Source organism: Streptomyces zhihengii (assembly GCF_016919245.1).
Taxonomy (GTDB): Bacteria; Actinomycetota; Actinomycetes; order Streptomycetales; family Streptomycetaceae; genus Streptomyces; species Streptomyces zhihengii.
The window spans coordinates 4221566-4243717 of sequence record NZ_JAFEJA010000001.1 but is presented as its reverse complement, the minus strand read 5'-3'; the positions used below and the strand labels follow the sequence as shown (position 1 = coordinate 4243717).

Genomic DNA, 22152 nt, shown 5'->3' with positions numbered 1-22152 from the left:
TTCATGGGCAACCTGCCGACTGCGGGGGAGTGCACGGTGGTTGCCCGAAGATAGCCGCCGCCCCGCGGGCGGCCGGGGCCCGCGCGCCGGTTTCCCCGCGACGCGCCCCGCCTCCCACCCGTACGAGTGAGGGGGCGGCCCGGCGGGTGCCGCCCCCGGGCGGGGCGGCCGGCCGGTCAGTAGGTCAGCCGGCTGCCGTCGCCGGACTCCGGGGGGTGCAGCCCGCTGCGCGGCTCGGCCGCGTCGCTCGCCTCGACCAGCGCGTCGACGACCGCCTCCACGTCCGGGAGCCAGGGGGTGGCGGAACCGGCGAGCGGGGCCCGCTCCCAGCGCACCTGCCCGCCGCCGGTGTCCGACGGGGGCAGCACGAGATAGCCGCCGTCGCCGTGGAACCGCAGCGAGCTGGGGACGTTGTCCTTCACGAACAGCAGCTCGCCGAGCCGCTCCAGGCCGTACGGGGCGACCAGCAGCGACCACCGGGTGGGGGTCGCGACCACGGGGCCGAGCCGCATGTCCCGCTCGTCGAGCACCGCGAGGGCTCGGGCGGCGGCCACCGCGGGCAGGCTCACGGCGCAGGGCGCCCGGCCGCCGGTGGCGAGCACCACCGGCGCGGTGGGCCGGTTGCCCCACCACCAGCGGAGCATCCGCTCGTCGGTGGTGGCCGCGAGCAGGCCGGGGTCGAAGGGGTGTGCGCCGGGGACGACGCACTCCGGGTCGGGGCAGGCGCATTCCTGCCCGTCGTTCCTTGCCGCTCTGCCCGGGGAGTTGCCCCCCGCGGTCCTGCGCCCCACACCGGGCAGGACGGGCCAGCCCCATCCGACGGCCGCGGTCAGCGCGGCGTCGAGCTGGTCAGGGCCTTTTCGCCGCCGGTACCGAAGCCTGCGTCGCCTTCCGAGGATCTCGCGCATGAGCGCTCGTTCCTTTCCGTTGAACGCCGGGGTCCACATCACAACATGTGCAGACAACTTCACTGTGCGTGCAAACGCGATCGGATCGGCGCGCCACCGCCCCTTGCCGGTGGCATGGGCGTTTCCCCGCGGTGCCGGCGGCTGCATTCGCCGCCCGGGGCCGAACGTCGGCTGTGGTCCATTAAACGTGTGGCGCGGGGTGGCGCGGGGCCGTCGCTTGCTGTCCCGCGAAACTTCCCCGCCACTTCGAGGATGGGGGGCGCGGCCTTCGAGCGTAGGACGCCCGGACCCGCCGCCAGGTTCCGGGGCACTCCAACTGCCCCTGACCATCACCGTCTACGTACACGTACCCAGCACGCTTGCAATGACGCTATCCCCGGGGCGCGAACCCCTGGGTCCCCCTGCCGAACGCCCTCAGTCGACCGCAGACCTCCTCCATCGGGTGCTTTTTTCGGCCAAGTTAACGACCTGCTGACACCACTCATCCCACCGGGACAATGCTGGACATCACCTCACGTCTGCGTGTAGATGTGGATGCATGGGTAGCGGCGCAGATGGACATGGGGGTTTGCGATGCTATTGAGCGAAAAGCGTGCGCCGGGAAGACGGCGGCCATGAGCGCCCCGCACCTGCCGAAAGTGGCCGGAATCGATCCAACATTTCCGGCTCCCGCGCACACTTCCGCGGCCGCGCACCCGATGCCGGAGGTGCCTCCCCCGCCCGGGGCGGTCATCCAGGACCGCCTCGCCGGCTGGGTGTCCGACCTCACCACACTCCACGAACTCACCGAACGCCTCGCCCGGACCGGCACGCTCGACGAGGCACTCGACGAACTGCTGAACGCCGGCGCGGCCCTCGTCGGCGCACGGCGCGGAATGGTCGTCCTGGAGCCCCCGCGCGATCCGGCGCACGACGGTGTGTTCGCCGGCGCACCGGGCGCCGCGCTCCTGCCGCGCACCAGGGGCCTCGGTCTCGGCCGCGCCGACCTCGGGCACATCGAGACCGTGCCGCGCGAGGCCACCGCGTTCGGCCCGATGCTGCGCGACCGCCGGCCCGCCGCCGCGCCCGCCCCCGTCGCCCGCCCCGACCTGCTCGCCGAGGACCTCCACCCGCTCCACCGCGAGGTCGCCGTCCGCCTCGGCTGCGCCGCCACCTGGACCTGTCCGCTGGCCACCGACGGATCGGCCGTGCTCGGCGCCGCGGTCTGGATGTACGACGAGCCGGCCGAACCGGTCGAACGGCAGACCCACCTCGCCGGGCTCTACATGCGCTACGCCACCGAACACCTGGCGCGGCTGCTGGAACTGGAGCGCGCCCGCGCCACCGTGGCCACCGTCGCCGACGAGCTGCTCCCCCGCCGGCTGCCCCGGGTGCCCGGCGTCGCCCTCGCCGTCCGCCACCGCACCGGGGAGCGCGGCGGCGGCGACTTCTACGACGCGCTGCCGCTGCCGGAGGGCGCGCTGGGCCTCGCCGTCGGCTCGGTGAGCGGTTCGGGCCCGAGCGCGCTCGCCGCGATGGGCCGGCTCCGCGCCTCGCTGCGCGCGTACGCGGTGATGGAGGGCGAGGACCCGGTCGCCGTCCTCTCCGACCTCGAACTGCTGCTGCGGCTGACCGAACCCGCCCGCACGGCGACGGCGCTCTTCGCGTACGCCGAGCCGGCCGCCCGCCGGATCGTGCTCGCGGGGGCGGGGCACACCCCGCCGCTGGTGATCGGCGAGCGCAGGACCGAGTTCGCCGAGACCACGCTGTCGGCCCCGCTGGGCATGCTCGCCTGCTGGGAGGCGCCCAGCATGGAACTGACCCCGGAGCCCGGAGAAACGGTGCTGCTGTACACCGACGGACTGCTCAGGCGCACCGGCGACGCCATGGACCGGGCGTTCGCGCGGCTGCACGCGGCGGCGGCCGGTGTGCCGCGGTCCGCGCGCAGCGACCCCTCGGCCGTCGCCGACCACGTGCTGCGCGCGATGCTGCCCGACGGACTGGACCGGACGGACGGAGCCGAGGACGTGGTCCTGCTCGCCGCCCGCTTTGACTGATTCCTCACAATCTCCCGGTCCGTCCGGGGCCGTCTTCCGCTCGCACATACGATGGAGTCGCCCCTCCTGTGAGCAGACACGCACCCAGGAGGGTCCCGAGTCGTATCGAGAGGCCGAAAGGCCCAGGAGGCAGACGTGGCGGAGGAGCTCACCCCGGAGACCCCGGAAGAGGAGCAGCCGATCAAGCAGCGCAAGAACGGCCTGTACCCGGGCGTGTCCGACGAGCTGGCCGAGAACATGACCACGGGGTGGGCCGACACCGAGCTGCACGGCCTGGAGGCGATCCCGCAGGCCGCGCACACGGCGGCCCGCCGTGCCGCGCTGTCGGCGCGCTTCCCCGGGGAGCGCCTGGTGATCCCCGCGGGCAACCTGAAGACCCGCTCCAACGACACCGAGTACAGCTTCCGGGCCGCCACCGAGTACGCGTACCTGACCGGCGACCAGACCGAGGACGGCGTGCTCGTGCTGGAGCCCAGGGGCGACGGTCACGAGGCCACCGTGCACCTGCTGCCGCGCTCCGACCGCGCGAACGGCGAGTTCTGGCTGTCCGGCCAGGGCGAGCTCTGGGTCGGCCGGCGCCACTCGCTGGCCGAGGCCGAGCAGCTCCTCGGCATCCCCGCCCGGGACGTGCGCGAACTGGCCGACACCCTGCGCGAGGCGAGGGGCCCGGTCCGCGTGGTGCGCGGCCACGACGCCGGCGTCGAGGCCGCCCTGACCGACAAGGTCACCGCCGAGCACGACGACGAGCTGCGGGTGTACCTCTCCGAGGCGCGTGCCGTGAAGGACGAGTTCGAGATCGGCGAGCTCCAGAAGGCGTGCGACTCGACCGCCCGCGGCTTCGAGGACGTCGTCAAGGTCCTCGACAAGGCGCAGGCCACCAGCGAGCGCTACATCGAGGGCACCTTCTTCCTGCGCGCCCGCGTCGAGGGCAACGACGTCGGCTACGGCTCCATCTGCGCCGCCGGCCCGCACGCCACCACCCTCCACTGGGTGCGCAACGACGGCCCGGTCCGCTCCGGCGACCTGCTGCTGCTCGACGCCGGTGTGGAGACCACCACCCTCTACACCGCAGACGTCACCCGCACCCTGCCGATCAGCGGCCGCTACACGGAGATCCAGCGCAAGATCTACGACGCGGTCCACGACGCCCAGGAGGCGGGCATCGCCGCGGTGAAGCCGGGCGCCAAGTACCGCGACTTCCACGACGCCTCGCAGCGGGTGCTCGCGGAGCGGCTGGTCGAGTGGGGCCTCGTCGAGGGCCCGGTGGAGCGGGTGCTCGAACTGGGCCTCCAGCGCCGCTGGACGCTGCACGGCACCGGCCACATGCTCGGCATGGACGTCCACGACTGCGCCGCCGCGCGCACCGAGGCGTACGTCGACGGCACGCTGGAGCCCGGTATGTGCCTGACCGTCGAGCCGGGTCTGTACTTCCAGGCCGACGACCTCACGGTGCCCGAGGAGTACCGCGGCATCGGCGTCCGGATCGAGGACGACATCCTCGTCACCGAGGACGGCAACCGGAACCTCAGCGCCTCGCTGCCGCGTCAGGCCGACGAGGTCGAGGCGTGGATGGCCGCGCTGCGGGACTGACCCGCGAGACGCCCGGGGGCGCGCCGCTCAGGAGACACCGAGCAGCGCGCCCTCGCGCCATTTGAGGATCTTGTCGAAGCTGACCACCGCGCCCAGCCCCGGCCTGCTGCGCACATGGACGTGGTCGGCGAGCTGCTCGATGAGGCAGAGCCCCCGGCCGCTCTCCGCCGTCGCCTGCGCGTCGCCGCACAGGGGGGCGTCGCGCAGCGGTGCGGGGCCCCGGTCGAAGCCGGGCCCCGAGTCGGAGACCTCGATACGGCACTTCTCGCCGTCCAGATACGCCGTCACCCGGTACTCGGCCGCCGGGCCGGCGGCCGCGGAGCCCGGATCCCCGCCGTGCTCCACGGCGTTGGCGCACGCCTCGGTGAGCGCGACGGACAGGTCGAAGGAGATGTCCGGGTCGACGCCCGCGGTCTCCATGGTGCCGAGCAGCAGCCGCCGGGCCAGGGGGACGCTCGCGGCGTCGCGCCGCAGACGGAGTGACCACCAGATGCTCATGCTCCAGCCTCCTGTCCCCCGCTCGACATACCGATACGTATTGCCCGTCACCCCCGTCGGTAAGCCCCCGTTCGCCGTCACGGCCCTCGTTCGGCGGATGCGCCGCCGCGTCCCGCGGTGTATGCCGGGGCGCCGAAGGGCGGATGACCGGCGGCGGAGCGGTCCGGCACTCGGCAAACGGGATCTTCCGGACCTGCCGTACGGAGGCGGCGGGGGCAGTGGGATGATGACCCGGCCATGTCGTCCCCACGCCACGCACACGCCGGAGCCGGTCTGCGGCTGCTGAGGGCCGCGGTGTTCACCGCGGTCTGCGTCGTGCTGTCCGGGACCGGGCACGTGCTGGCCGCCTGCGAGGCGGTGCCCCTGTGGTCGCTGGGGCTCGGGTTCGCCGTGGTGTTCGCGCTGGTCGTGCCGTTCACGGGGCGGCAGCGCTCGCTGCCCGCCATCGCGGCGGTGCTGGCCGGCGGACAGCTCGCGCTGCACGCCCTGTTCGGTCTCGCGCAGACCAGGCTCCAGCTCGCCGAGAGCGCGGACGACGCGCTGATCCGGGTGGCCGCCAAGCTGGTGTGCGGGGCGGGCCCCGCCTCCATCGGCGCGGCCGACGCCCGGCGCATCGTGACCACCGCCGGGATCGACCCGGCCACCGCGGTGCACGGCGCCCACGCGCACACGGCCGCGGGCCCGGACCTCCCCTCGCTCGCCATGCTGCTCGGGCACCTGGCGGCCGCCGCCGTGACCGGGCTGCTGATGCGGCGCGGCGACACGGCGCTGCTGCGGCTCGCCGAGCTGTCTGCGGGCTCCGCCCACGAGGTCGCCGACGGGGCCCGGCTGGGCGCCCTGCGCGCGGCCCTCGCCCTGGTGCGGGCGCTGCGGGCGGGACTGCCCGGCGCCGCGCCCGCGGGCGTCCTCCGCCGGCCGGCCGCGCCGGCCGGCCCCCCCTCGCCGGGAGCCGGCGAGGCACTCCAGCACACGGTGATCAGGCGCGGGCCGCCGTCCGTATACGTCATCGCCGCCTGACGCGGCTCGCTCGACGGGAGCCGAGCCGCTGTGCCCCCGCGCGTCCGTGCGCGGGCACGTCCCTCGCCTCTCCTCACCGTGGAGTGTGTTTCCGCATGAACGTTTCCCGCGTTGCCGCCGCCGCCGTCGCCGCCGCCGCCGTCGTGGCCCTCTCCGGCACCGCCTTCGCCCACGTCAGCGTCCAGCCGCAGGGCGAGGCCGCCAAGGGCGGCTACGCCACCGTCAACTTCAAGGTCCCGAACGAGCGCGACGACGCCTCCACCGTGAAGCTGGAGGTGTCCATGCCCACCGAGCACCCGCTGGCGTCCGTGATGCCGCAGGACGTGCCCGGCTGGAAGGCCGAGGTCACCCGCTCCAAGCTCGACAAGCCCCTCGAGGTCCACGGCAAGCAGATCACCGAGGCCGTCACCAAGGTGACTTGGACCGCGGACGGTTCGAAGATCGCGCCCGGCCGCTTCCAGCAGTTCCCCGTCTCCCTCGGCCAGCTTCCCGAGGACGCCGACCAGCTCGTCTTCAAGGCCCTCCAGACGTACGACAACGACGAGGTCGTGCGCTGGATCGAGGAGCCGGCCGAGGGCGGCGAGGAGCCCGAGTCCCCGGCGCCCGTGCTGCAGCTCTCCGCCGCCTCCGGCGACCACCACGGCGGCGGCGCCGCCGACACCGCGGCCGACGACAAGAACGCCGGCCACGACGACGAGGCCGGCCACACCGAGACCGCCGCCTCGCCCGGCGGCAGCGACACGACCGCCCGGGTCCTCGGCGGCGTCGGCATCGCCGTCGGCGCCGCGGGCGTGGCCTTCGGCGTCCTGGCCGGCCGCCGCCGCGCCTGATCACCACCCGACAGACACGTCTGGACATCAGCTCTATGCGCAAGAAGACCGTGCTCGCGGCCGCCCTCGTGGTGGCCGCCGGGCTCTCCCTCTCCGCCTGTTCCTCCGGCTCCGGCGAGGACGGCTCCGCCTCGTCCGGCTTCGAGGTCTCGGCCCAGCCGAAGACGAAGGCGGCGACCGTCCTCGACCGGCCCTTCGCCAAGCCGGACCTGACACTGACCGACACCGAGGGGAAGACGTTCGACCTCCGGGAGCGGACCAAGGGCAGGCCGACGCTCATCTACTTCGGCTACACCCACTGCCCCGACGTCTGCCCCCTGACGATGAGCAACCTCGCCATCGCGAAGAAGCAGCTCCCGCAGGCCGACCAGGACAAGCTCCAGGTCGTCTTCGTCACCACCGACCCGGAGCGCGACACCTCCGCCGAACTGGCGAAGTGGCTGCCGAGCGCCGGCGACCCGTCGTTCATCGGCCTCACCGGCGACTTCACGGCCATCCAGGCCGGCGCCAAGTCGATCGGCATCGGCATCGACCCGCCGAAGAAGGAGAAGGACGGCTCCGTGGTCTCCATGCACGGCGCCCAGGTCGTCGCCTTCTCGCCGAGGACCGACGAGGGCTACGTCCTGTACGGCGAGGACACCACCGCCGACGACTGGGCCAAGGACCTGCCCAGGCTGGTCGCGGGGGAGAAGCCGTGATCCGCGGGCGGACCCCCGTCCTGCTGGCGGCGGCCCTGGCGTCCTCGCTCGCACTCGCCGGCTGCTCGTCGGCGGGGGAGCCCGAGCTGCGGGTCGACGGCGCGTTCATGCCGCAGCCGGTGAGCGACATGGCCGCCGGCTTCCTGACCGTCGTCAACGACGGCGGTCAGGCGGACCGGCTCACCTCGGTCACCAGCGACATCTCGGACGACGTCACGATCCACGAGACCAAGGACCAGAAGATGCGCGAGGTGGCGTCGTTCGACATCCCCGCGGACGGCAGCCTCGATCTCGAACGCGGCGGCAACCACATCATGTTCATGTCGCTGAAGCAGCGTCCCCGGGAGGGCGACAAGGTCTCCCTGGAGCTGCACTTCGAGAAGTCGGATCCGATCACCGTGGACGTCCCCGTCAAGGAGACGACCTACAACCCGCAGCACTGAGCAGTGAGGGACTGATCGCATGACGACCGCCACCGCCCCGCGCCTCGGTGCGTCCCCCGTACGGCCGCTGTCGGCCCTGGTCGTGCTGCTCGGCACGCTCATCGGGCTGCTGGCCGCCGCGGGCCCGGCGTCGGCGCACGCCGCGCTCATCGCGAGCAATCCGAAGGACGGGGCGGTGGTGGCCACCGCCCCGGCGGAGGTCACGCTCACCTTCTCCGAGCAGATCGCCATGGGCGACGACTCCATCCGCGTCCTCGAACCGAGCGGCAAGCGCGCCGACACCGCGCGGATACGCGACCTCGGCACCGGGGGCACCGTGATGTACGGCGTCACCCTGCACGGCGGGCTGCCGGACGGCACCTACACCGTGGCCTGGCAGGCCGTGTCCGCGGACAGCCACCCGGTGTCGGGCGCCTTCACCTTCTCGATCGGCGCGCCGTCCGCGTCGACCGTCGCGCTGCCCGACCAGCAGGCCGGCGGCGGCGCCGTCGGAGTGCTCTACGGCATCGCGCGGTACGCCGCGTACGCGGGCTTCGTCCTGCTCGCCGGCGGCGCCGCGTTCGTGCTGCTGTGCTGGCGGCGGGGGGCCGCGGTCCGGCCCGTGCAGCGCCTCGTGGTCACGGGCTGGGTCACGCTCACCGCGGCCACCCTGGCGATGCTGCTGCTGCGCGGGCCCTACACCGCCTCCGGCTCACTGGCCGACGTCGCCGACCTCGGGGCGCTCGGCGACGTGCTGGAGACCAAGACCGGCGCGGCACTCGTCTCCCGGCTGCTGCTGCTCGGTGCGGCGGCCCTGTTCGTCGCCGTGCTGTTCGGGGCGTACGCCCGCAGGGACGACGGCACGCAGGAGAAGCGGGACCTCGCCTTCGGGCTGGGCCTCGGCGGCACCGTGGTCGCGGCGGGCATCGCCGCCACCTGGGCGCTGTCCGAGCACGCCTCCACGGGCATCCAGCCCGGTGTCGCGATGCCGGTCGACGTGCTCCATCTGCTGGCCGTCGCCCTCTGGCTGGGCGGCCTGGTCACCCTGCTGACCGCCCTCCACCGGGTGCCGGACGTGGAGCGCGCGGCGGTGCTGCGGTTCTCACGGGTCGCCTTCGCGTCCGTGGTGGTGCTCACCGCGACCGGGATCTACCAGTCCTGGCGGCAGGTCGGCTCCTGGTCGGCGCTCACCGGCACCCGGTACGGGCAGCTGCTGCTGGTCAAGATCGGCCTGGTGGTGGTGATGGTGGCGGTGGCCTGGCTGTCCCGCCGCTGGACGCTGCGCCTGACCGAGGTGACCGCCTCCGCCGCCGCGCCGGCGGAGCGGACCCGCGAGGCCGGGGAGGCCGGCGACGCCGATGAGGTCGAAACGGCCGTCGAGGCGGAAGCGGCCGCGGAGGCCCCGGAGACGGAGGGCGGTGCGTCCGCCGACCCCGAGCGGGCGGCGCAGCTCGCCCGTCAGCGGGCCGCCGTGGCGACCGCCGAGCGCCGGCGGGTCAGGGACGCGGACGGCGAACGGACCGGTCTGCGGCGCTCGGTGCTCGTCGAGGCCGGTGTCGCGGTGGTCCTGCTCGCCGTGACGACCGTGCTCACCTCGACCGAGCCGGGACGCACCGAGGAGGAGGCGCGCGGGGCGGGCGAGCGGGCCGCGGCGACCGCGCCGGCCGCCGGGCCGACCGAGATCTCGCTGCCCTTCGACACCGGCGGCGAGAACGGCCAGGGCACCCTCCGCCTGAGCCTCGACCCTGCGCAGCCCGGCGGCAACGAGATGCACGTCTGGGCCGAGACGCCCGGCGGGGACCCGCTGGACGCCCCCGAGCTCAAGGTGTCCTTCACCCTGACCGCGAAGCAGATCGGACCGCTGCCCATCACCCCCGACCGCGTGGCCCCGGGACACTGGAGCGCGAGCGCGGTCCAGATCCCGATGCCGGGCGAGTGGCAGGTCAAGGTGACCGTGCGGACCTCCGACTTCGACCAGACGACCGTCGACGAGACCATCCAGATCGGCTGAACCACCCGTGAGCGACAACGACATCTCCAGGCGCCGGCTGCTCGGCACCGCGGGCGCGGCCGGGGCCACCGGTCTCGTCCTCGGCGCGGCGGGCGGCGCCGCCGGGTACGCGGCGGCGGACGCTCCCCCGACGCCGCTGACGGCGGTCGGCTCCAGCGCCGCCGTCTTCCACGGCACCCACCAGGCGGGCATCACCGACCCGCAGCAGTCCCACGGGCATCTCGTCGCCTTCGACCTGCGTCCGGGCGCGGGCCGCCGGGAGGCGGCGGCGCTGCTGCGGCGCTGGTCCCGGCTCGCGGCGCGGCTGATGGCCGGGGAGCCCGCGGGGGACGGCGACACGGGTGTCGCCCTCGACGCGGGGCCCTCGTCGCTGACCGTCACCTTCGGCTTCGGCCGGACCTTCTTCGACCGCACGTCCCTGACCGCGGCCCGTCCCGCGCAGCTCGACCCGCTGCCCGCCTTCTCCTCCGACCGGCTGGACGCCAGGCGGTCGGACGGCGATCTGTGGGTGCAGATCGGCGCCGACGACGCGCTGGTCGCCTTCCACGCCCTGCGCACGCTGCAGAAGGCGGCGGGCGACGCCGCCCGGGTGCGCTGGCAGATGAACGGCTTCAACCGCTCCCCCGGTGCCACGGCGAAGCCGATGACGGCGCGCAACCTGATGGGCCAGATCGACGGCACGGGCAACCCCAAGCCGGCCGAACCCGACTTCGCGGAGCGGGTGTTCGTGCCCTCCGGCACCGACCACGCCTGGATGGCCGGGGGTTCGTACGCGGTCGTGCGGCGCATCCGGATGCTGCTCGACGACTGGGAGAAGCTCTCCCTCGCCCGTCAGGAGCGGGTGATCGGCCGGCGCAAGTCGGACGGGGCGCCGCTCACCGGCGGCACGGAGACGACGGAGCCCGACCTCGAAGCGGCCGGTGCGGACGGCAGGCCGGTGATCGCCGCCGACGCCCACGCCCGGATCTCCGCCCCCGAGCAGAACGGCGGTGCGGCGATGCTGCGCCGGCCGTTCTCCTTCCACGACGGGATCGGCGCGGACGGGACGCCCGACGCGGGGCTCCTCTTCGTCTGCTGGCAGGCCGATCCGCTGCGCGGCTTCGTGCCGGTGCAGCGCAAGCTCGACCGGGGCGACGCGCTGTCCGCGTTCATCCGGCACGAGGCGAGCGGACTGTTCGCGGTGCCCGGCGGGCCGGGGAAGGGCGAGTACGTGGGGCAGGCGCTGCTGGAGGGGTGAGGCACCGCGTACCGGCCGTCGGGCGGGCCCCGGGCCATTAGGGTGACGGGTATGTCCGCCACGCGCTTCACGTATCTCGGCCCCGAGGGCACCTTCACCGAGGCCGCCCTGCGCACGCTCCCGGAGGCGGCGACCCGCGAGCTCGTCCCGATGGTCTCGGTGCCCGCGGCACTGGACGCGGTGCGGGCCGGCGAGGCCGCCGCGGCCCTGGTGCCGATCGAGAACTCGGTGGAGGGCGGCGTCACCGCCACGCTCGACGAACTGGCCGCGGGCGAACCGCTGATGATCTACCGCGAGGTGCTGCTGCCGATCGCGTTCGCACTGCTGGTGCGGCCGGGCACGACGCTCGCCGGCATCAAGACGGTGACGGGCCACCCGGTCGCCCAGCCCCAGGTGCGCAACTGGCTGCGGGCGCATCTGCCGGACGCGCTGTGGGAGTCGGCGGCCTCCAACGCGGACGGCGCCCGGCTGGTGCAGGAGGGCCGCTACGACGCGGCCTTCGCGGGCGAGTTCGCGGCGGCGACCTACGGTCTGGAGCCGCTGGTCACCGAGATCCACGACGCCGAGAACGCGGAGACCCGGTTCGTGCTCGTGGGCCGTCCGGCCCGCCCCTCGGCGCCGACCGGTGCGGACAAGACCTCGGTGGTCATCTGGATGGGGGAGGACCACCCCGGCGCCCTGCTGGAGCTGCTCCAGGAGTTCGCGGTGCGGGGGGTCAACCTGATGCTGATCCAGTCCCGCCCCACGGGCGCGGGCATCGGCAACTACTGCTTCGCGGTCGACGCGGAGGGCCACATCGCGGACCGCCGGGTGGGCGAGGCGCTGATGGGGCTGAAGCGGATCTGCCCGAAGGTGCGGTTCCTCGGCTCGTATCCGCGGGCGGGGGTGGCACGCCAGGACGTGCGGCCGCTGCGGGCGGGGACCTCGGACGCGGAATTCACCGCGGCGTCGGACTGGCTGGCCCGCTGCCAGGACGGCCGTACGGACATCTGAGCCGTCCCGGGGCACCGTCCCTGCCGGGCGCCCTGCCGGCTGCGCTGCCGGGCGCCCTGCCGTCCTTGTTGTCCGTGCTGCCCTCCGTGCCGTCCCGCGCCGTACTACCTGCAGATTTTCGTTGTCCACAGAAGTTATCCACAGGAGCGCATCTCGACCTGGGGACAAGTCGACAACGCATCGCCGCACAGTCGACAAATCCCCCAGTCCACCCAGTTCCGTCCACAGAGCCACAGGTCAGGCCCTGTCACCCGAATTACGTCGATCAACACGTCAGAGCGATGAATTCCCACCCGAATGAGTGTGTGAGTGGGGTTTAAAACAGGAATCCCGACGCCCTGGAAGGCTATTCGGAATGATCAATTCCGAAATCCACAGAGAGCCCCCACACCCTGTGGATAACTCCCCGGGAGGCCACATTCCTGTGGACAAGGGATCCCACGATCCGGACGGAACCGCGCCGCCCCGGAGTCGGGCACACCCGTGGCGGCGCAAAGGATCTTGAGGGCAGGTCCGGCGCGTCACCATTTCCCCGGCCGTACCAGCCGGTGGCAGTTTTTATCAATTCTCGCAATTCGGGCAAAGCGACACGCGTGGTTTATCGGGTGGGGTGGCCCGAGTCGGCACCGGTAGCCTGGTGGGGTGATTGACCTTCGCCTGCTCCGTGAGGACCCCGACCGAGTCCGCGCATCCCAGCGCGCCCGTGGAGAGGATGTCGACCTCGTCGACGCCCTGCTCCTGTCCGACGAGCGGCGGCGGTCGTCGGGCCTCCGCTTCGACGAGCTGCGCTCCGAGCAGAAGTCGCTCGGCAAGCTCATCCCCAGGGCCACCCCCGAGGAGCGTGCCGAGCTCCTGAAGCAGGCCGAGCAGCTCAAGACCGACGTCAAGTCCGCCGAGGCCGCGCAGAACGAGGCCGACGACGAGGCCCGTCAGCTCCTGCTGAAGCTGGGCAACCTCGTCCACAGCGACGTTCCGGTCGGCGGCGAGGAGGACTTCGTCGTCCTGGAGACCCACGGCACCATCCGCGACTTCGGTGCCGAGGGCTTCGAGCCCAGGGACCACCTGGAGCTCGGCGAGGCCCTGGGCGCCATCGACGTCGAGCGCGGGGCCAAGGTCTCCGGCTCGCGCTTCTACTACCTGACCGGTGTCGGCGCGCTGCTGGAGCTCGCCCTGGTCAACGCGGCCATCGCCCAGGCCACCGAGGCCGGCTTCGTGCCGATGCTGACCCCGGCGCTGGTGCGCCCGCGGGCCATGGAGGGCACCGGCTTCCTCGGCCAGGCCGCGGAGAACGTCTACCACCTGGAGCGCGACGACTACTACCTGGTCGGCACCTCCGAGGTCCCGCTCGCCGCGTACCACATGGACGAGATCATCGAGGCGGACAAGCTGCCGCTGCGCTACGCCGGGTTCTCGCCCTGCTTCCGCCGTGAGGCCGGTACGTACGGCAAGGACACCCGGGGCATCTTCCGGGTCCACCAGTTCGACAAGGTGGAGATGTTCTCCTACGTGGCCCCGGAGGAGGCCGAGGCGGAGCACCAGCGCCTCCTGGAGTGGGAGAAGCAGTGGCTCACCGGCCTGGAGCTGCCGTTCCAGGTGATCGACGTGGCCTCCGGCGACCTCGGCGCCTCGGCGTCGCGCAAGTACGACTGCGAGGCGTGGATCCCGACCCAGGGCAAGTACCGCGAGCTGACCTCCGCCTCGAACTGCGACTCCTTCCAGGCCCGCCGGCTCTCGGTGCGCATGCGCGACGGCAAGAAGGTCCAGCCGCTGGCCACGCTGAACGGCACCCTGTGCGCCGTGCCGCGCACGATCGTGGCGATCCTGGAGAACCACCAGCTCGCCGACGGTTCGGTCCGCGTCCCCGAGGTGCTCCGCCCCTACCTGGGCGGCCGCGAGGTGCTGGAGCCGATCGCCAAGTGAGCACCGCCCCCTTCCCGTACAAGCTCGTCGCCACCGACCTGGACGGCACGCTGCTGCGGAGCGACGACACCGTCTCGCGGCGCACCCGGGACGCTCTCGCCGCGGTGACCGCGGCGGGGGCGGCGCACATCGTCGTCACCGGCCGTGCCGTGCCGTGGACGCGGCACATCCTGGACGACCTCGGCTACGACGGTCTCGCCGTGTGCGGCCAGGGCGCGCAGGTCTACCACGCCGGTGAGCACCGGCTGCTGACCTCCCTGACGCTGGACCGGCAGCTCGCCGGCCTCGCGCTGTCCAAGCTGGAGGCGGAGGTCGGCCCGCTGGCGCTCGCCGCGAGCCAGGACGGCCTCGACGGGGAGGTGCTGATCGCGCCGGGCTACCGGGCGCAGGGGGGCCCGCTGCCCTACGTGCCGATGAAGGACCCGGCCGAGCTGTGGGCGGCCCCGCTGAACAAGCTCTACATCCAGCACCCGGTGCTCGGCGACGACGAGCTGACCCGGGCGGCCAGGGCGACGGTCGGCGGCCTGGTGGACGTGGTGATGGCGGGTCCCGGGATAGTGGAGATCCTGCCGCTGGGGCTGAGCAAGGCGACCGGGCTCTCGCTGGCCGCCCGCCGGCTGGGCGTCCGCGGTGCGGACACCATCGCGTTCGGCGACATGCCCAACGACATCCCGATGTTCGGCTGGGCCGCGCACGGTGTGGCGATGGCCAACGCGCACGACGAACTCAAGGCCGTGGCCCAGGAGATCACCGCGTCCAACGACGACGACGGCATCGCGGTGGTGCTGGAGCAGCTCCTCGCGGCCTGACCCGGGGCCCGTGTGCCGCCCGGGAAGGGCGCGCCCGGGAGCCGGGAGGGGGCGGCCCGCGCGGAACGCGCGCTCGAAGCGGCCGCCCCCTGGGCAGTGACGCCGGGCGGCGCGCGGCGGCGGCTCCACCCCGCTGCTGCCTGCTCGGCCCTGCCCGGAAGGGAGCCCGGCGGACGGGGACTCGAACTCCGCGTCGTCGCCGTGCCCCGTTCCCGGTCCGTACACCGACCTCGCACAGATGTGCGGTACCGGCAGGACCATCGTCCCGCGCCGGACCCGCCGCTGCCACCGGATTTCCGCCCGGGGCCGACGGGGTGGACGCCGACGCGCCTCCCGCACCGGCGCGCACCGCGGCCGGCCGGTTCAGCGCACCACGCGGATGGTGAAGGTGTACGTCCCGATCGCCTCGGCGATCCCCATGAACAGCAGCGCGAAGTGCTCCTGCCCACGGGCGGTGCGCAGACCGCCCAGGTCCGTGACGGCGTCCGCGGGCCAGCCGAGGTCGTGCAGCAGCGCCTCGACGGCCCGCTTGGCCGCGTCGTCGTCCCCGGAGACGAACACCGTGCCGGGGCCGGAGAGTTCGCCGGGCGCGACCATCGTCGTCGAGTCCACGGTGGACAGGGTCTTGACCACCCGGGTGTCCGGGAGCGCCCGCTGGATCTCCTCCGACACACTGGAGTTGGGGTGGGCGAGCTCCAAGTCGGCGGTCAGGCCCACCGCGACGTCCAGCAGCACCTTGCCCGCCAGCGGCCGGGCCAGCGGCGCGAGCAGTGCCGCGGAGTCGGTGCCCGGCGTGGCGTTGACGACGACCTCCCCCTGCGCGGCCGCCTCGGCGACCGTCACCACCCGGTGGCCGAGGCCCGTCCTCGCGTCCGGGTCGCGGGAGCCGAACAGCACCTCGTGACCGGCCTTCGCGAAGCCCCCGGCGAGGGCCCTTCCCACATGTCCGGTCCCGATGATCGCGATTCTCGTCATGGTCCGACGCTAGGCCGCGCGGGCCGGGCGCCGTATCGGGCCCGGGGCCCGGAAGGGCTCCGGCGCGCGGCGTAGGACCGGAGACCGGGCGGCGTCGCGGGCGCGGGCCGCAGGCACGGCGGCGGACGGCCGACCGTCCGCCAGTCCGACCGCGCGTCCGTCCGACCGTCCGACCGTCCGGAGATGGTTTTATCATGCACCGATCCAGTTGTAGGATGACCGGGCAACCACCTCAGGAGGATCCGTGACCGCACTGCGGACCGCCGGACGCACATCCCTCGTCGACACCGTCGTCGACCAGCTCCGCGCCCAGCTCGCCGAGGGCGCCTGGTCCGTCGGCGACCGCATCCCGACCGAGCACGAGCTCGCGGACCGGCTCGGCGTCGGCCGCAACACGGTGCGCGAGGCCGTCCGGGTGCTCGTCCACGCCGGACTGCTGGAGTCCCGCCAGGGCAACGGCACCTTCGTGCGGTCCACCGCCGACCCCGCCGCCGTCCTGCGCCACATGCGCCGGGCCGACGCCCTGGAGGTGCTCGAACTGCGGGTCGCCCTGGAGGCCGAGGCAGCCCGGCTGGCCGCCGAGCGCCACGACCCGGCCGACCTGCGGCGGATGCGGGACGCGCTGGCGACCGTGGTGGCCGGGGGCGACCGGGACGCGGACGCCGATGTCGCCTTCCACCTCGCGGTCGTCGAGGCCACCCACAACTCCGCCTTCGTCGAGGTGTACCGCTTCTTCTCGGCCCAGGTGCACGAGGTGCTGGTGCACGCGCTCGGCGACCGGGAGATGCCGCCGATCGACATCGCCGCGCACACCGCCCTGGTCGACGCCGTCGCCGGCGGCGACCCGGCCGCCGCCGAGCGGGCCGCCCGCGACCTGCTGAAGGTCCCCATCGAGGCCGTGCGCGCGCTCACCGCCCACCGGACGGCCTGACCGGCGCCCCCTCCTCCCCCCGCACATCGCCGGAAGCCCCTCGCCCCGCGTCCGAGGCCCGCACCCGACGGTCACCACCAGAAAGGTGTTCGCCTTGCCACGCCCGGACTCCGGACCGCAGACCCTCCTCCTGCCCCCCGACGCCGAGGCCGACGTCCGCCCCTCGGCCGAGGGCCGGGCGGCCCGGCGCGCCCTGGCGGCCCGCCCCGGGGTGCTGCTCGTCGGCGTCGTCCTCGCCTCGGTCAACATGCGCGCGGCACTGGCGAGCGTGTCTCCGCTGGCCGGTGAGATCGGCGGGGCCTTCGGGCTGTCGTCGGCCGCGGTCAGCCTGGTGACCTCGGTGCCCGTGCTCTTCCTCGGCGCGGGCGCCCTGGTGGCCCCCTGGCTCGGCCGCCGCTTCGGCACCGAACGGGTGCTGTTCGCCGCGCTGCTGCTCCTCGCGGCCGGCATCTCCGTGCGCGTACTGCCCTCGGTCGCCGCGCTCTACGGCGGCGGGGTGCTGGTCGGCACCGCCATCGCGCTGCTCAACGTGCTGATGCCGGGCCTGATCAAGCGCGACTTCCCGGACCGGGCCGCGTCGATGACCTCGCTCTACACGGGCGCGATGATCGCCGGGGCGACACTGGCCGCCGCCGCGTCCGTGCCGCTGGAGCGGGCGTTCGGCGGGAGCTGGCAGGCGTCGCTGGCGTCCTGGTCGCTGCTCGCCGCGGTCGCGGCGCTGGCCTGGCTGCCCCAGGTGCTGATCGCCCGGGGCCGCACGGGCCACGAGGTCCGCCTCCCCGCCGCCCCGGGGCCGGCGCGGAGCGTGTGGCGGTCGGCCCTGGCGTGGCAGGTCACCCTCTTCATGGGGCTCCAGTCGCTGTGGTCCTACGTGCTGATCGCCTGGATGCCCACGATCCTCACCGACCACGGGACGGACGCCTCCACCGCGGGCCTGGTCTTCGCCTTCAACAACCTCATCCAGGTCGCGAGCGCGTTCGTGGTGCCGCTGCTCGCCGGGCGGATGCGCGGCCAGCGGCCCCTGGTGGTGGTCGTGACCTCGCTGGTGGCGGCCGGGTTCGCCGGGCTGATGGCCGATCCGGCGGGCGGCGCGTGGCTGTGGTCGGCGGTCCTCGGCATCGGGCAGGGCGGCGCGCTCGCCCTCGCCCTGACGCTGATCGTGCTGCGCACCGGCACCGCGGCCACGGCCGCCCGGCTCTCCGGGATGGCGCAGGCCGTCGGGTATCTGCTCGCCGCCGCGGGGCCGCTGGCCGCCGGCACGGTCCACCAGGCGACCGGCGGCTGGACGGTGCCGCTGGCGCTGATGCTGGGGGTCTGCGCGGTGGCCGCGGGGGTGGGGCTGCTGGCCGCCCGCGACCGCACGGTCTGACGCCCGCCCGCGACCGCACGGCCCGGGGTCCGGCCGCGGCAGGCGCCCGTGAACGGCCGCGGGGCGCGAGCGCACCGGCTCCCGCCCCGCGGCGTCCTTCTCCGCCCCGGCACCGGGGCCCGTACGCACAGGAGACGGGGCCCGGGCACGTACTCCCGGGCGCCCGGGCCCCGTTCGGCGCCCGGCCCCGGCGTGCGCCCCGCCTACTCCTCGCCCGCGAGGGTGAGGGTGCGCAGCTTCTGGCCCGCGTACCAGGTCGCGGCCACCGTCACCCCGGCGAGCAGCGCCACCGCCGCCGGCAGGCCGACGTCCGAGCCGACCAGGCCGTCACCCGCGACGCGTTCGGCCAGCGACAGCGCCCACTGCTGGACGCTGAGCGTCCGCGCGCCGGGCACCAGGCTGCCGAACAGCGTCTCCCAGACCAGGGCGTAGACCAGGCCGATGACGACCGCGTGCCGGCTGACCGTGCCGAGCAGCAGGAACAGCGCGCTGTAGGCGATCGAGGCGACCAGCGCCGCGATCGTGTAGGCGACCGCGACCTGCTGGCCGTTGCCGTTGAGGATCAGGCCCGCGAGGAGGGTGGGCACCGCCGAGAAGGCCATGGTCACGGCGATCGCGACGATCAGCTTGGTGAAGACGATCGTCGGCCGCTTCACGGGCTTGGAGAGCAGGTAGACGATCGAACCGTCGTCGATCTCGGGGCTGATCGACCCGGTGCCCGCGATCACACCGATCAGCGGCACCATCGTGGCCAGCGCGAATCCGCCGAGGACGTCGGCGGCCACCTGGTCGTCGACCCCGTTCAGCATGCGCACCGCGACGGCGATCAGCAGCAGCAGGGCGGGCAGCACGAAGAGGATCGCGGCGCGGCGCCGTCCGAGGACGGCCTTGTAGGTGAGCCGGGCGACTGTGGGGTTGTACATCTGCGTCACCGCTCCTTTCAGGCCGCTACGAGGTAGGAGAAGACCGATTCGAGGGACTCGTCGGACGGCGAGACCGTCAGCAGCCGGATGGAGTGCTCACGGGCGACCCTCGGCAGCAGTTCGGTGAACCGGCCGAAGTCGACGGCCTGGATGCGCAGCGCACCCTCGGTGACGTCGACCTCGATGCCCGCCGTCGACGGGTCCGCGATCAGCGCGGCCGCGAGCGCCCGGTCGTCGCTGGAGCGCACCAGATAGCGGTGCGGGCGGTCGGTCATCAGACGGCGGATCCGGCGGAAGTCGCCGCTGGCGGCGTGCCGGCCGGCGACGATCACCTCGATGTGGGAGGCGAGTTGCTCGACCTCCTCCAGGATGTGCGAGGAGAAGAGCACCGTCCGGCCCTCGGCGCCCATCCGGCGCAGCAGGTCCATGAGCTGCATCCGCTGACGCGGGTCCATGCCGTTGAACGGCTCGTCGAGCAGCAGCACCGCCGGGTCGTGGACCAGCGCGGACGCCATCTTCACGCGCTGGCGCATGCCCTTGCTGTACGTGGAGATCTTGCGGTCCTGGGCGTACTCCATCTCGACCGTGGCGAGCGCCTTCTGCGCCGCGCGGGCGTCGAGGCCGTGGAGTTCGGCGTTGGCGACGACGAAGTCCCGGCCGGTGAGGAAGTCGTACATCGCCTCCCGCTCGGGGACGACGCCGATCTCCCGGTACACCGACTCGTTGCGCCAGATCGGCCGCCCGTCGAGGGTGACCGTGCCGGTGGAGGGGGCGAGGAAGCCGCCCATCATGTTGATGAGGGTGGACTTGCCCGCGCCGTTCGGGCCGAGCAGTCCGGTCACGCCGGGGCCGATCTCCATGGTCACGTCGTTGACGGCGACCACGTTGCCGAACCAGCGCGAGGCGTGCTCGATGCTGAGGGAGGTCACAGCCCCACCTTCCGGTAGCGGCGCATCAGGACGGCGTAGCTGCCGGCGATCAGCGCGAGGACGACGAGCAGGTAGACCGCGCCGGCTCCGGCGCCGGGGCCCGATCCGCCGGGGAAGGCCGATTCGGCGCCCAGGAACGCGGTCTGCACCCCGTCGACGAGCGTGACCGGCGAGAACAGTCCGAGCCACTGGATCGCACCGGCCGACCCGGTCTCCCAGGCGATCGCCTGCACGGTGGAGACCGCGCCGTAGGTGATGGTCAGCGTGGCGATGACGGCGGCGACACCGAAGCCGCGCCGGGGGGTGAGGGCGGCGAGCACCAGGCCGATCCCGCCGAAGAGGACGGACAGCAGCGCGACGGAGACCATGCCCTGTGCGAAGCCCTTCGTCTGGTCGGTGAAGTCGAACTTCGCCAGCATCGCGCCCATGTAGAGGATCACCAGCGGCGTGCCGGTGAGCACGAACAGCGCCGACGCCATGGCGGCGAACTTGGCGACCACGTAGTCCACCCGCTCGATCGGGCGCGAGAAGTACAGCGGGACGGACTTGAACCGCAGGTCGCGGGAGACCGACTGGGGGGCCTGCGCCGCGAGGAAGAGGCCGATGAGCGCCTGCATCACGATCGCGTAGCGGGTGTACTCCACCGGCAGGTCGGTGGTGCCCGGCACCGCCACGGCGACGGCGACCATGATGGCCGCGACCAGGCACATGATGCCCATGAGGATCATCGGCAGGACCTTGGACTTGGCCGACCGGCCGAGCCCGAAGGAGCCGCGCAGGGACTGCGAGTACAGCGAGCGGCGCGCGTAGGCGCGGCCGAGGCGGGGGCCGTCGTAGTTGCGGTATCCGATGTTGTGGATCCGCGTGGAATCGGGCGCCCCGGGGGTGTGGGTGCTCACCGGGCCTGCACCTCCCTGCCGGCCGCAGCCGCCGTGCCGGTCTCGTCGTCCGTGCCGTGTCCGCCGTCGCCCGCTGCCGCGGCACCGGCCGCGGCGGGCCGGAAGACCTCGGCGATGTGGTGGCGTCGCTGTTCCATCCGTACGAGCCCGAGGCCGAGGTCGGCGACGGTGTCCCGGACGGTGTCGTACGTCTCCTCGCCGGCCGCCTCCAGCAGCAGGATGTGGCCCGCCCCCGGCAGGCCCTCCTCCGTGCCCTCGTGGATGCGGACCCCGGCCGCGGCCAGCGCGGTGCGCAGGGCGCCGGTGCCGTCCGGGTGGGCGTCGGAGTCGGTGACCTCGACGGCGAGGGTGGCGGTGGCCTGGGTGAAGTCCTTGGTGGAGCTGGAGCGCAGCAGGCTGCCGCCGTCGATGACGACGACGTGGTCGCAGGTGCGCTCCAGCTCGCCGAGCAGATGGGAGGTGACGAGGACGGAGATGCCGAAGTCGGTGTGGATCCTGCGGATCAGGCCCAGCATCTCGTCGCGGCCGACCGGGTCGAGGCCGTTCGTCGGCTCGTCCAGCAGCACCAGCTGCGGGTCGTGGACGAGGGCCTGGGCCAGCTTCACCCGCTGCTTCATGCCGGTCGAGTAGCCGCCGATGGGCCGGTAGCGCTCCTCGTACAGGCCGACGTGGCGCAGGGTGTCGGCGGTGCGCTCGCGCGCCGCGGTCGGCGGCAGGCCCGACATCCGCGCCATGTGGACGACGAACTCGGTGGCCGAGACGTCGGGCGGCAGGCAGTCGTGCTCGGGCATGTAGCCGACGCGCTCGCGGATCTCGGCGCCGCTCGTGGCCACGTCGAGGCCGAGCACGGCGGCACGGCCCTCGGTGGCGGGGGACAGACCCAGCAGGATCTTGATCAACGTGGACTTGCCGGCTCCGTTGGCGCCCACCAGGCCGGTCACACCGGGGCCGATGTCCAACGAGAGCCGGTCAAGCGCGGTCACCCGGGGGAACCGCTTGCTCAGGCTTTCGGTCGCGATCACAGTCACACTCCGACCGTAGTGGCGCGCGCCACATCCGACGTCACCCTCGCGGCCCGACCTTGTCCGACTCCAGAGGTACGGCACCCCGAGAGCGGATGCGACCTGAGTGGGGGTTCGCCCTTCGGGGGCGGCGGC

At 73.5% G+C, this 22152-nt stretch carries 20 protein-coding genes; 13 read left to right on the top strand and 7 right to left on the bottom strand.

The window, feature by feature from the left end:
• Positions 1 to 176: 176 nt before the first annotated feature.
• Positions 177 to 908: a bifunctional DNA primase/polymerase gene (locus JE024_RS17775; protein ID WP_205374537.1), complete on the bottom strand. Its 732-nt coding sequence runs from the start codon at positions 906 to 908 to the stop codon at positions 177 to 179.
• A gap of 497 nt (positions 909 to 1405) precedes the next feature.
• Between JE024_RS17775 and JE024_RS17770 the strand changes: the two genes are divergently transcribed.
• The gene (locus tag JE024_RS17770; protein WP_205374536.1) at positions 1406 to 2944 is read left to right on the top strand and encodes a PP2C family protein-serine/threonine phosphatase; all 1539 of its coding nucleotides are present in this window, start codon (positions 1406 to 1408) and stop codon (positions 2942 to 2944) included.
• A gap of 135 nt (positions 2945 to 3079) precedes the next feature.
• Positions 3080 to 4534, top strand: coding sequence for an aminopeptidase P family protein (locus JE024_RS17765; RefSeq protein ID WP_205374535.1), 1455 nt, complete (start codon positions 3080 to 3082; stop codon positions 4532 to 4534).
• A 27-nt stretch (positions 4535 to 4561) separates the two neighbouring features.
• Here the strand turns inward: JE024_RS17765 and JE024_RS17760 are convergent, their stop codons facing one another.
• Positions 4562 to 5032 carry an ATP-binding protein gene (locus tag JE024_RS17760; RefSeq protein ID WP_205374534.1) on the bottom strand — a complete coding sequence of 157 codons (471 nt, stop codon included), beginning with the start codon at positions 5030 to 5032 and terminating at the stop codon, positions 4562 to 4564.
• Positions 5033 to 5269: 237 nt separating this feature from the next.
• Between JE024_RS17760 and JE024_RS17755 the strand changes: the two genes are divergently transcribed.
• From JE024_RS17755 to JE024_RS17715, 9 genes are all read left to right on the top strand, one after another.
• On the top strand, positions 5270 to 6049 hold the full coding sequence (locus JE024_RS17755) for a hypothetical protein (RefSeq protein ID WP_205374533.1): 780 nt from the start codon (positions 5270 to 5272) through the stop codon (positions 6047 to 6049).
• 95 nt (positions 6050 to 6144) lie between these two features.
• Positions 6145 to 6879 (top strand): YcnI family copper-binding membrane protein, encoded by a 735-nt coding sequence (locus tag JE024_RS17750; RefSeq protein ID WP_205374532.1) that lies wholly within the window; start codon positions 6145 to 6147, stop codon positions 6877 to 6879.
• A gap of 35 nt (positions 6880 to 6914) precedes the next feature.
• Positions 6915 to 7577, top strand: coding sequence for an SCO family protein (locus tag JE024_RS17745; RefSeq protein WP_205374531.1), 663 nt, complete (start codon positions 6915 to 6917; stop codon positions 7575 to 7577).
• The gene (locus JE024_RS17740; RefSeq protein ID WP_205376588.1) at positions 7577 to 8020 is read left to right on the top strand and encodes a copper chaperone PCu(A)C; all 444 of its coding nucleotides are present in this window, start codon (positions 7577 to 7579) and stop codon (positions 8018 to 8020) included. The genes JE024_RS17745 and JE024_RS17740 overlap by 1 nt, the downstream gene beginning before the upstream one ends.
• Positions 8021 to 8039: 19 nt before the next feature.
• A complete protein-coding gene (locus JE024_RS17735) occupies positions 8040 to 10010 on the top strand; it encodes a copper resistance CopC/CopD family protein (RefSeq protein ID WP_205374530.1) in 1971 nt (656 codons plus the stop codon).
• Positions 10011 to 10017: 7 nt separating this feature from the next.
• Positions 10018 to 11247: an iron uptake transporter deferrochelatase/peroxidase subunit gene (gene efeB, locus JE024_RS17730; RefSeq protein WP_205374529.1), complete on the top strand. Its 1230-nt coding sequence runs from the start codon at positions 10018 to 10020 to the stop codon at positions 11245 to 11247.
• Positions 11248 to 11298: 51 nt separating this feature from the next.
• Complete coding sequence (gene pheA, locus JE024_RS17725) at positions 11299 to 12240, top strand: prephenate dehydratase (RefSeq protein WP_205374528.1); 942 nt, start codon at positions 11299 to 11301, stop codon at positions 12238 to 12240.
• A 642-nt stretch (positions 12241 to 12882) separates the two neighbouring features.
• Positions 12883 to 14160, top strand: coding sequence for a serine--tRNA ligase (gene serS / locus JE024_RS17720; protein WP_205374527.1), 1278 nt, complete (start codon positions 12883 to 12885; stop codon positions 14158 to 14160).
• Positions 14157 to 14969, top strand: a complete 813-nt coding sequence (locus JE024_RS17715; RefSeq protein ID WP_205374526.1) for an HAD family hydrolase — start codon at positions 14157 to 14159, stop codon at positions 14967 to 14969. The genes serS and JE024_RS17715 overlap by 4 nt, the downstream gene beginning before the upstream one ends.
• A 363-nt stretch (positions 14970 to 15332) precedes the next feature.
• Here JE024_RS17715 and JE024_RS17710 read toward each other — a convergent pair whose 3' ends face one another.
• Positions 15333 to 15944 (bottom strand): NADPH-dependent F420 reductase, encoded by a 612-nt coding sequence (locus JE024_RS17710; RefSeq protein WP_205374525.1) that lies wholly within the window; start codon positions 15942 to 15944, stop codon positions 15333 to 15335.
• A 244-nt stretch (positions 15945 to 16188) separates the two neighbouring features.
• Here JE024_RS17710 and JE024_RS17705 point away from each other — a divergent pair, with 244 nt between their 5' ends.
• The gene (locus tag JE024_RS17705; protein WP_205374524.1) at positions 16189 to 16875 is read left to right on the top strand and encodes a FadR/GntR family transcriptional regulator; all 687 of its coding nucleotides are present in this window, start codon (positions 16189 to 16191) and stop codon (positions 16873 to 16875) included.
• 94 nt (positions 16876 to 16969) lie between these two features.
• Positions 16970 to 18244, top strand: coding sequence for a CynX/NimT family MFS transporter (locus tag JE024_RS17700; protein ID WP_205374523.1), 1275 nt, complete (start codon positions 16970 to 16972; stop codon positions 18242 to 18244).
• Between the two features lie 203 nt (positions 18245 to 18447).
• Here the strand turns inward: JE024_RS17700 and JE024_RS17695 are convergent, their stop codons facing one another.
• Genes JE024_RS17695 through JE024_RS17680 form a run of 4 tightly spaced genes read right to left on the bottom strand, consistent with a single transcriptional unit; the run spans position 18448 to position 22017 of the window.
• Positions 18448 to 19167 carry an ABC transporter permease gene (locus JE024_RS17695; protein WP_205374522.1) on the bottom strand — a complete coding sequence of 240 codons (720 nt, stop codon included), beginning with the start codon at positions 19165 to 19167 and terminating at the stop codon, positions 18448 to 18450.
• Between the two features lie 17 nt (positions 19168 to 19184).
• Positions 19185 to 20096 (bottom strand): ABC transporter ATP-binding protein, encoded by a 912-nt coding sequence (locus JE024_RS17690; RefSeq protein ID WP_205374521.1) that lies wholly within the window; start codon positions 20094 to 20096, stop codon positions 19185 to 19187.
• A complete protein-coding gene (locus JE024_RS17685; protein WP_205374520.1) occupies positions 20093 to 20995 on the bottom strand; it encodes an ABC transporter permease in 903 nt (300 codons plus the stop codon). Before JE024_RS17685 ends, JE024_RS17690 begins: the two co-directional genes overlap by 4 nt.
• Positions 20992 to 22017 (bottom strand): ABC transporter ATP-binding protein, encoded by a 1026-nt coding sequence (locus JE024_RS17680; protein ID WP_205376587.1) that lies wholly within the window; start codon positions 22015 to 22017, stop codon positions 20992 to 20994. Before JE024_RS17680 ends, JE024_RS17685 begins: the two co-directional genes overlap by 4 nt.
• Between the last annotated feature and the right edge of the window lie 135 nt (positions 22018 to 22152).

Coding starts and splice junctions, on each gene's coding strand:
- JE024_RS17755 (WP_205374533.1), top strand. CDS start 5,270: ATGTCGTCCCCACGCCACGCACACGCCGGAGCCGGTCTGCGGCTGCTG.
- JE024_RS17750 (WP_205374532.1), top strand. CDS start 6,145: ATGAACGTTTCCCGCGTTGCCGCCGCCGCCGTCGCCGCCGCCGCCGTC.
- pheA (WP_205374528.1), top strand. CDS start 11,299: ATGTCCGCCACGCGCTTCACGTATCTCGGCCCCGAGGGCACCTTCACC.
- JE024_RS17735 (WP_205374530.1), top strand. CDS start 8,040: ATGACGACCGCCACCGCCCCGCGCCTCGGTGCGTCCCCCGTACGGCCG.
- JE024_RS17770 (WP_205374536.1), top strand. CDS start 1,406: ATGCTGGACATCACCTCACGTCTGCGTGTAGATGTGGATGCATGGGTA.
- JE024_RS17710 (WP_205374525.1), bottom strand. CDS start 15,944: ATGACGAGAATCGCGATCATCGGGACCGGACATGTGGGAAGGGCCCTC.
- JE024_RS17745 (WP_205374531.1), top strand. CDS start 6,915: ATGCGCAAGAAGACCGTGCTCGCGGCCGCCCTCGTGGTGGCCGCCGGG.
- JE024_RS17775 (WP_205374537.1), bottom strand. CDS start 908: ATGCGCGAGATCCTCGGAAGGCGACGCAGGCTTCGGTACCGGCGGCGA.
- JE024_RS17760 (WP_205374534.1), bottom strand. CDS start 5,032: ATGAGCATCTGGTGGTCACTCCGTCTGCGGCGCGACGCCGCGAGCGTC.
- JE024_RS17695 (WP_205374522.1), bottom strand. CDS start 19,167: ATGTACAACCCCACAGTCGCCCGGCTCACCTACAAGGCCGTCCTCGGA.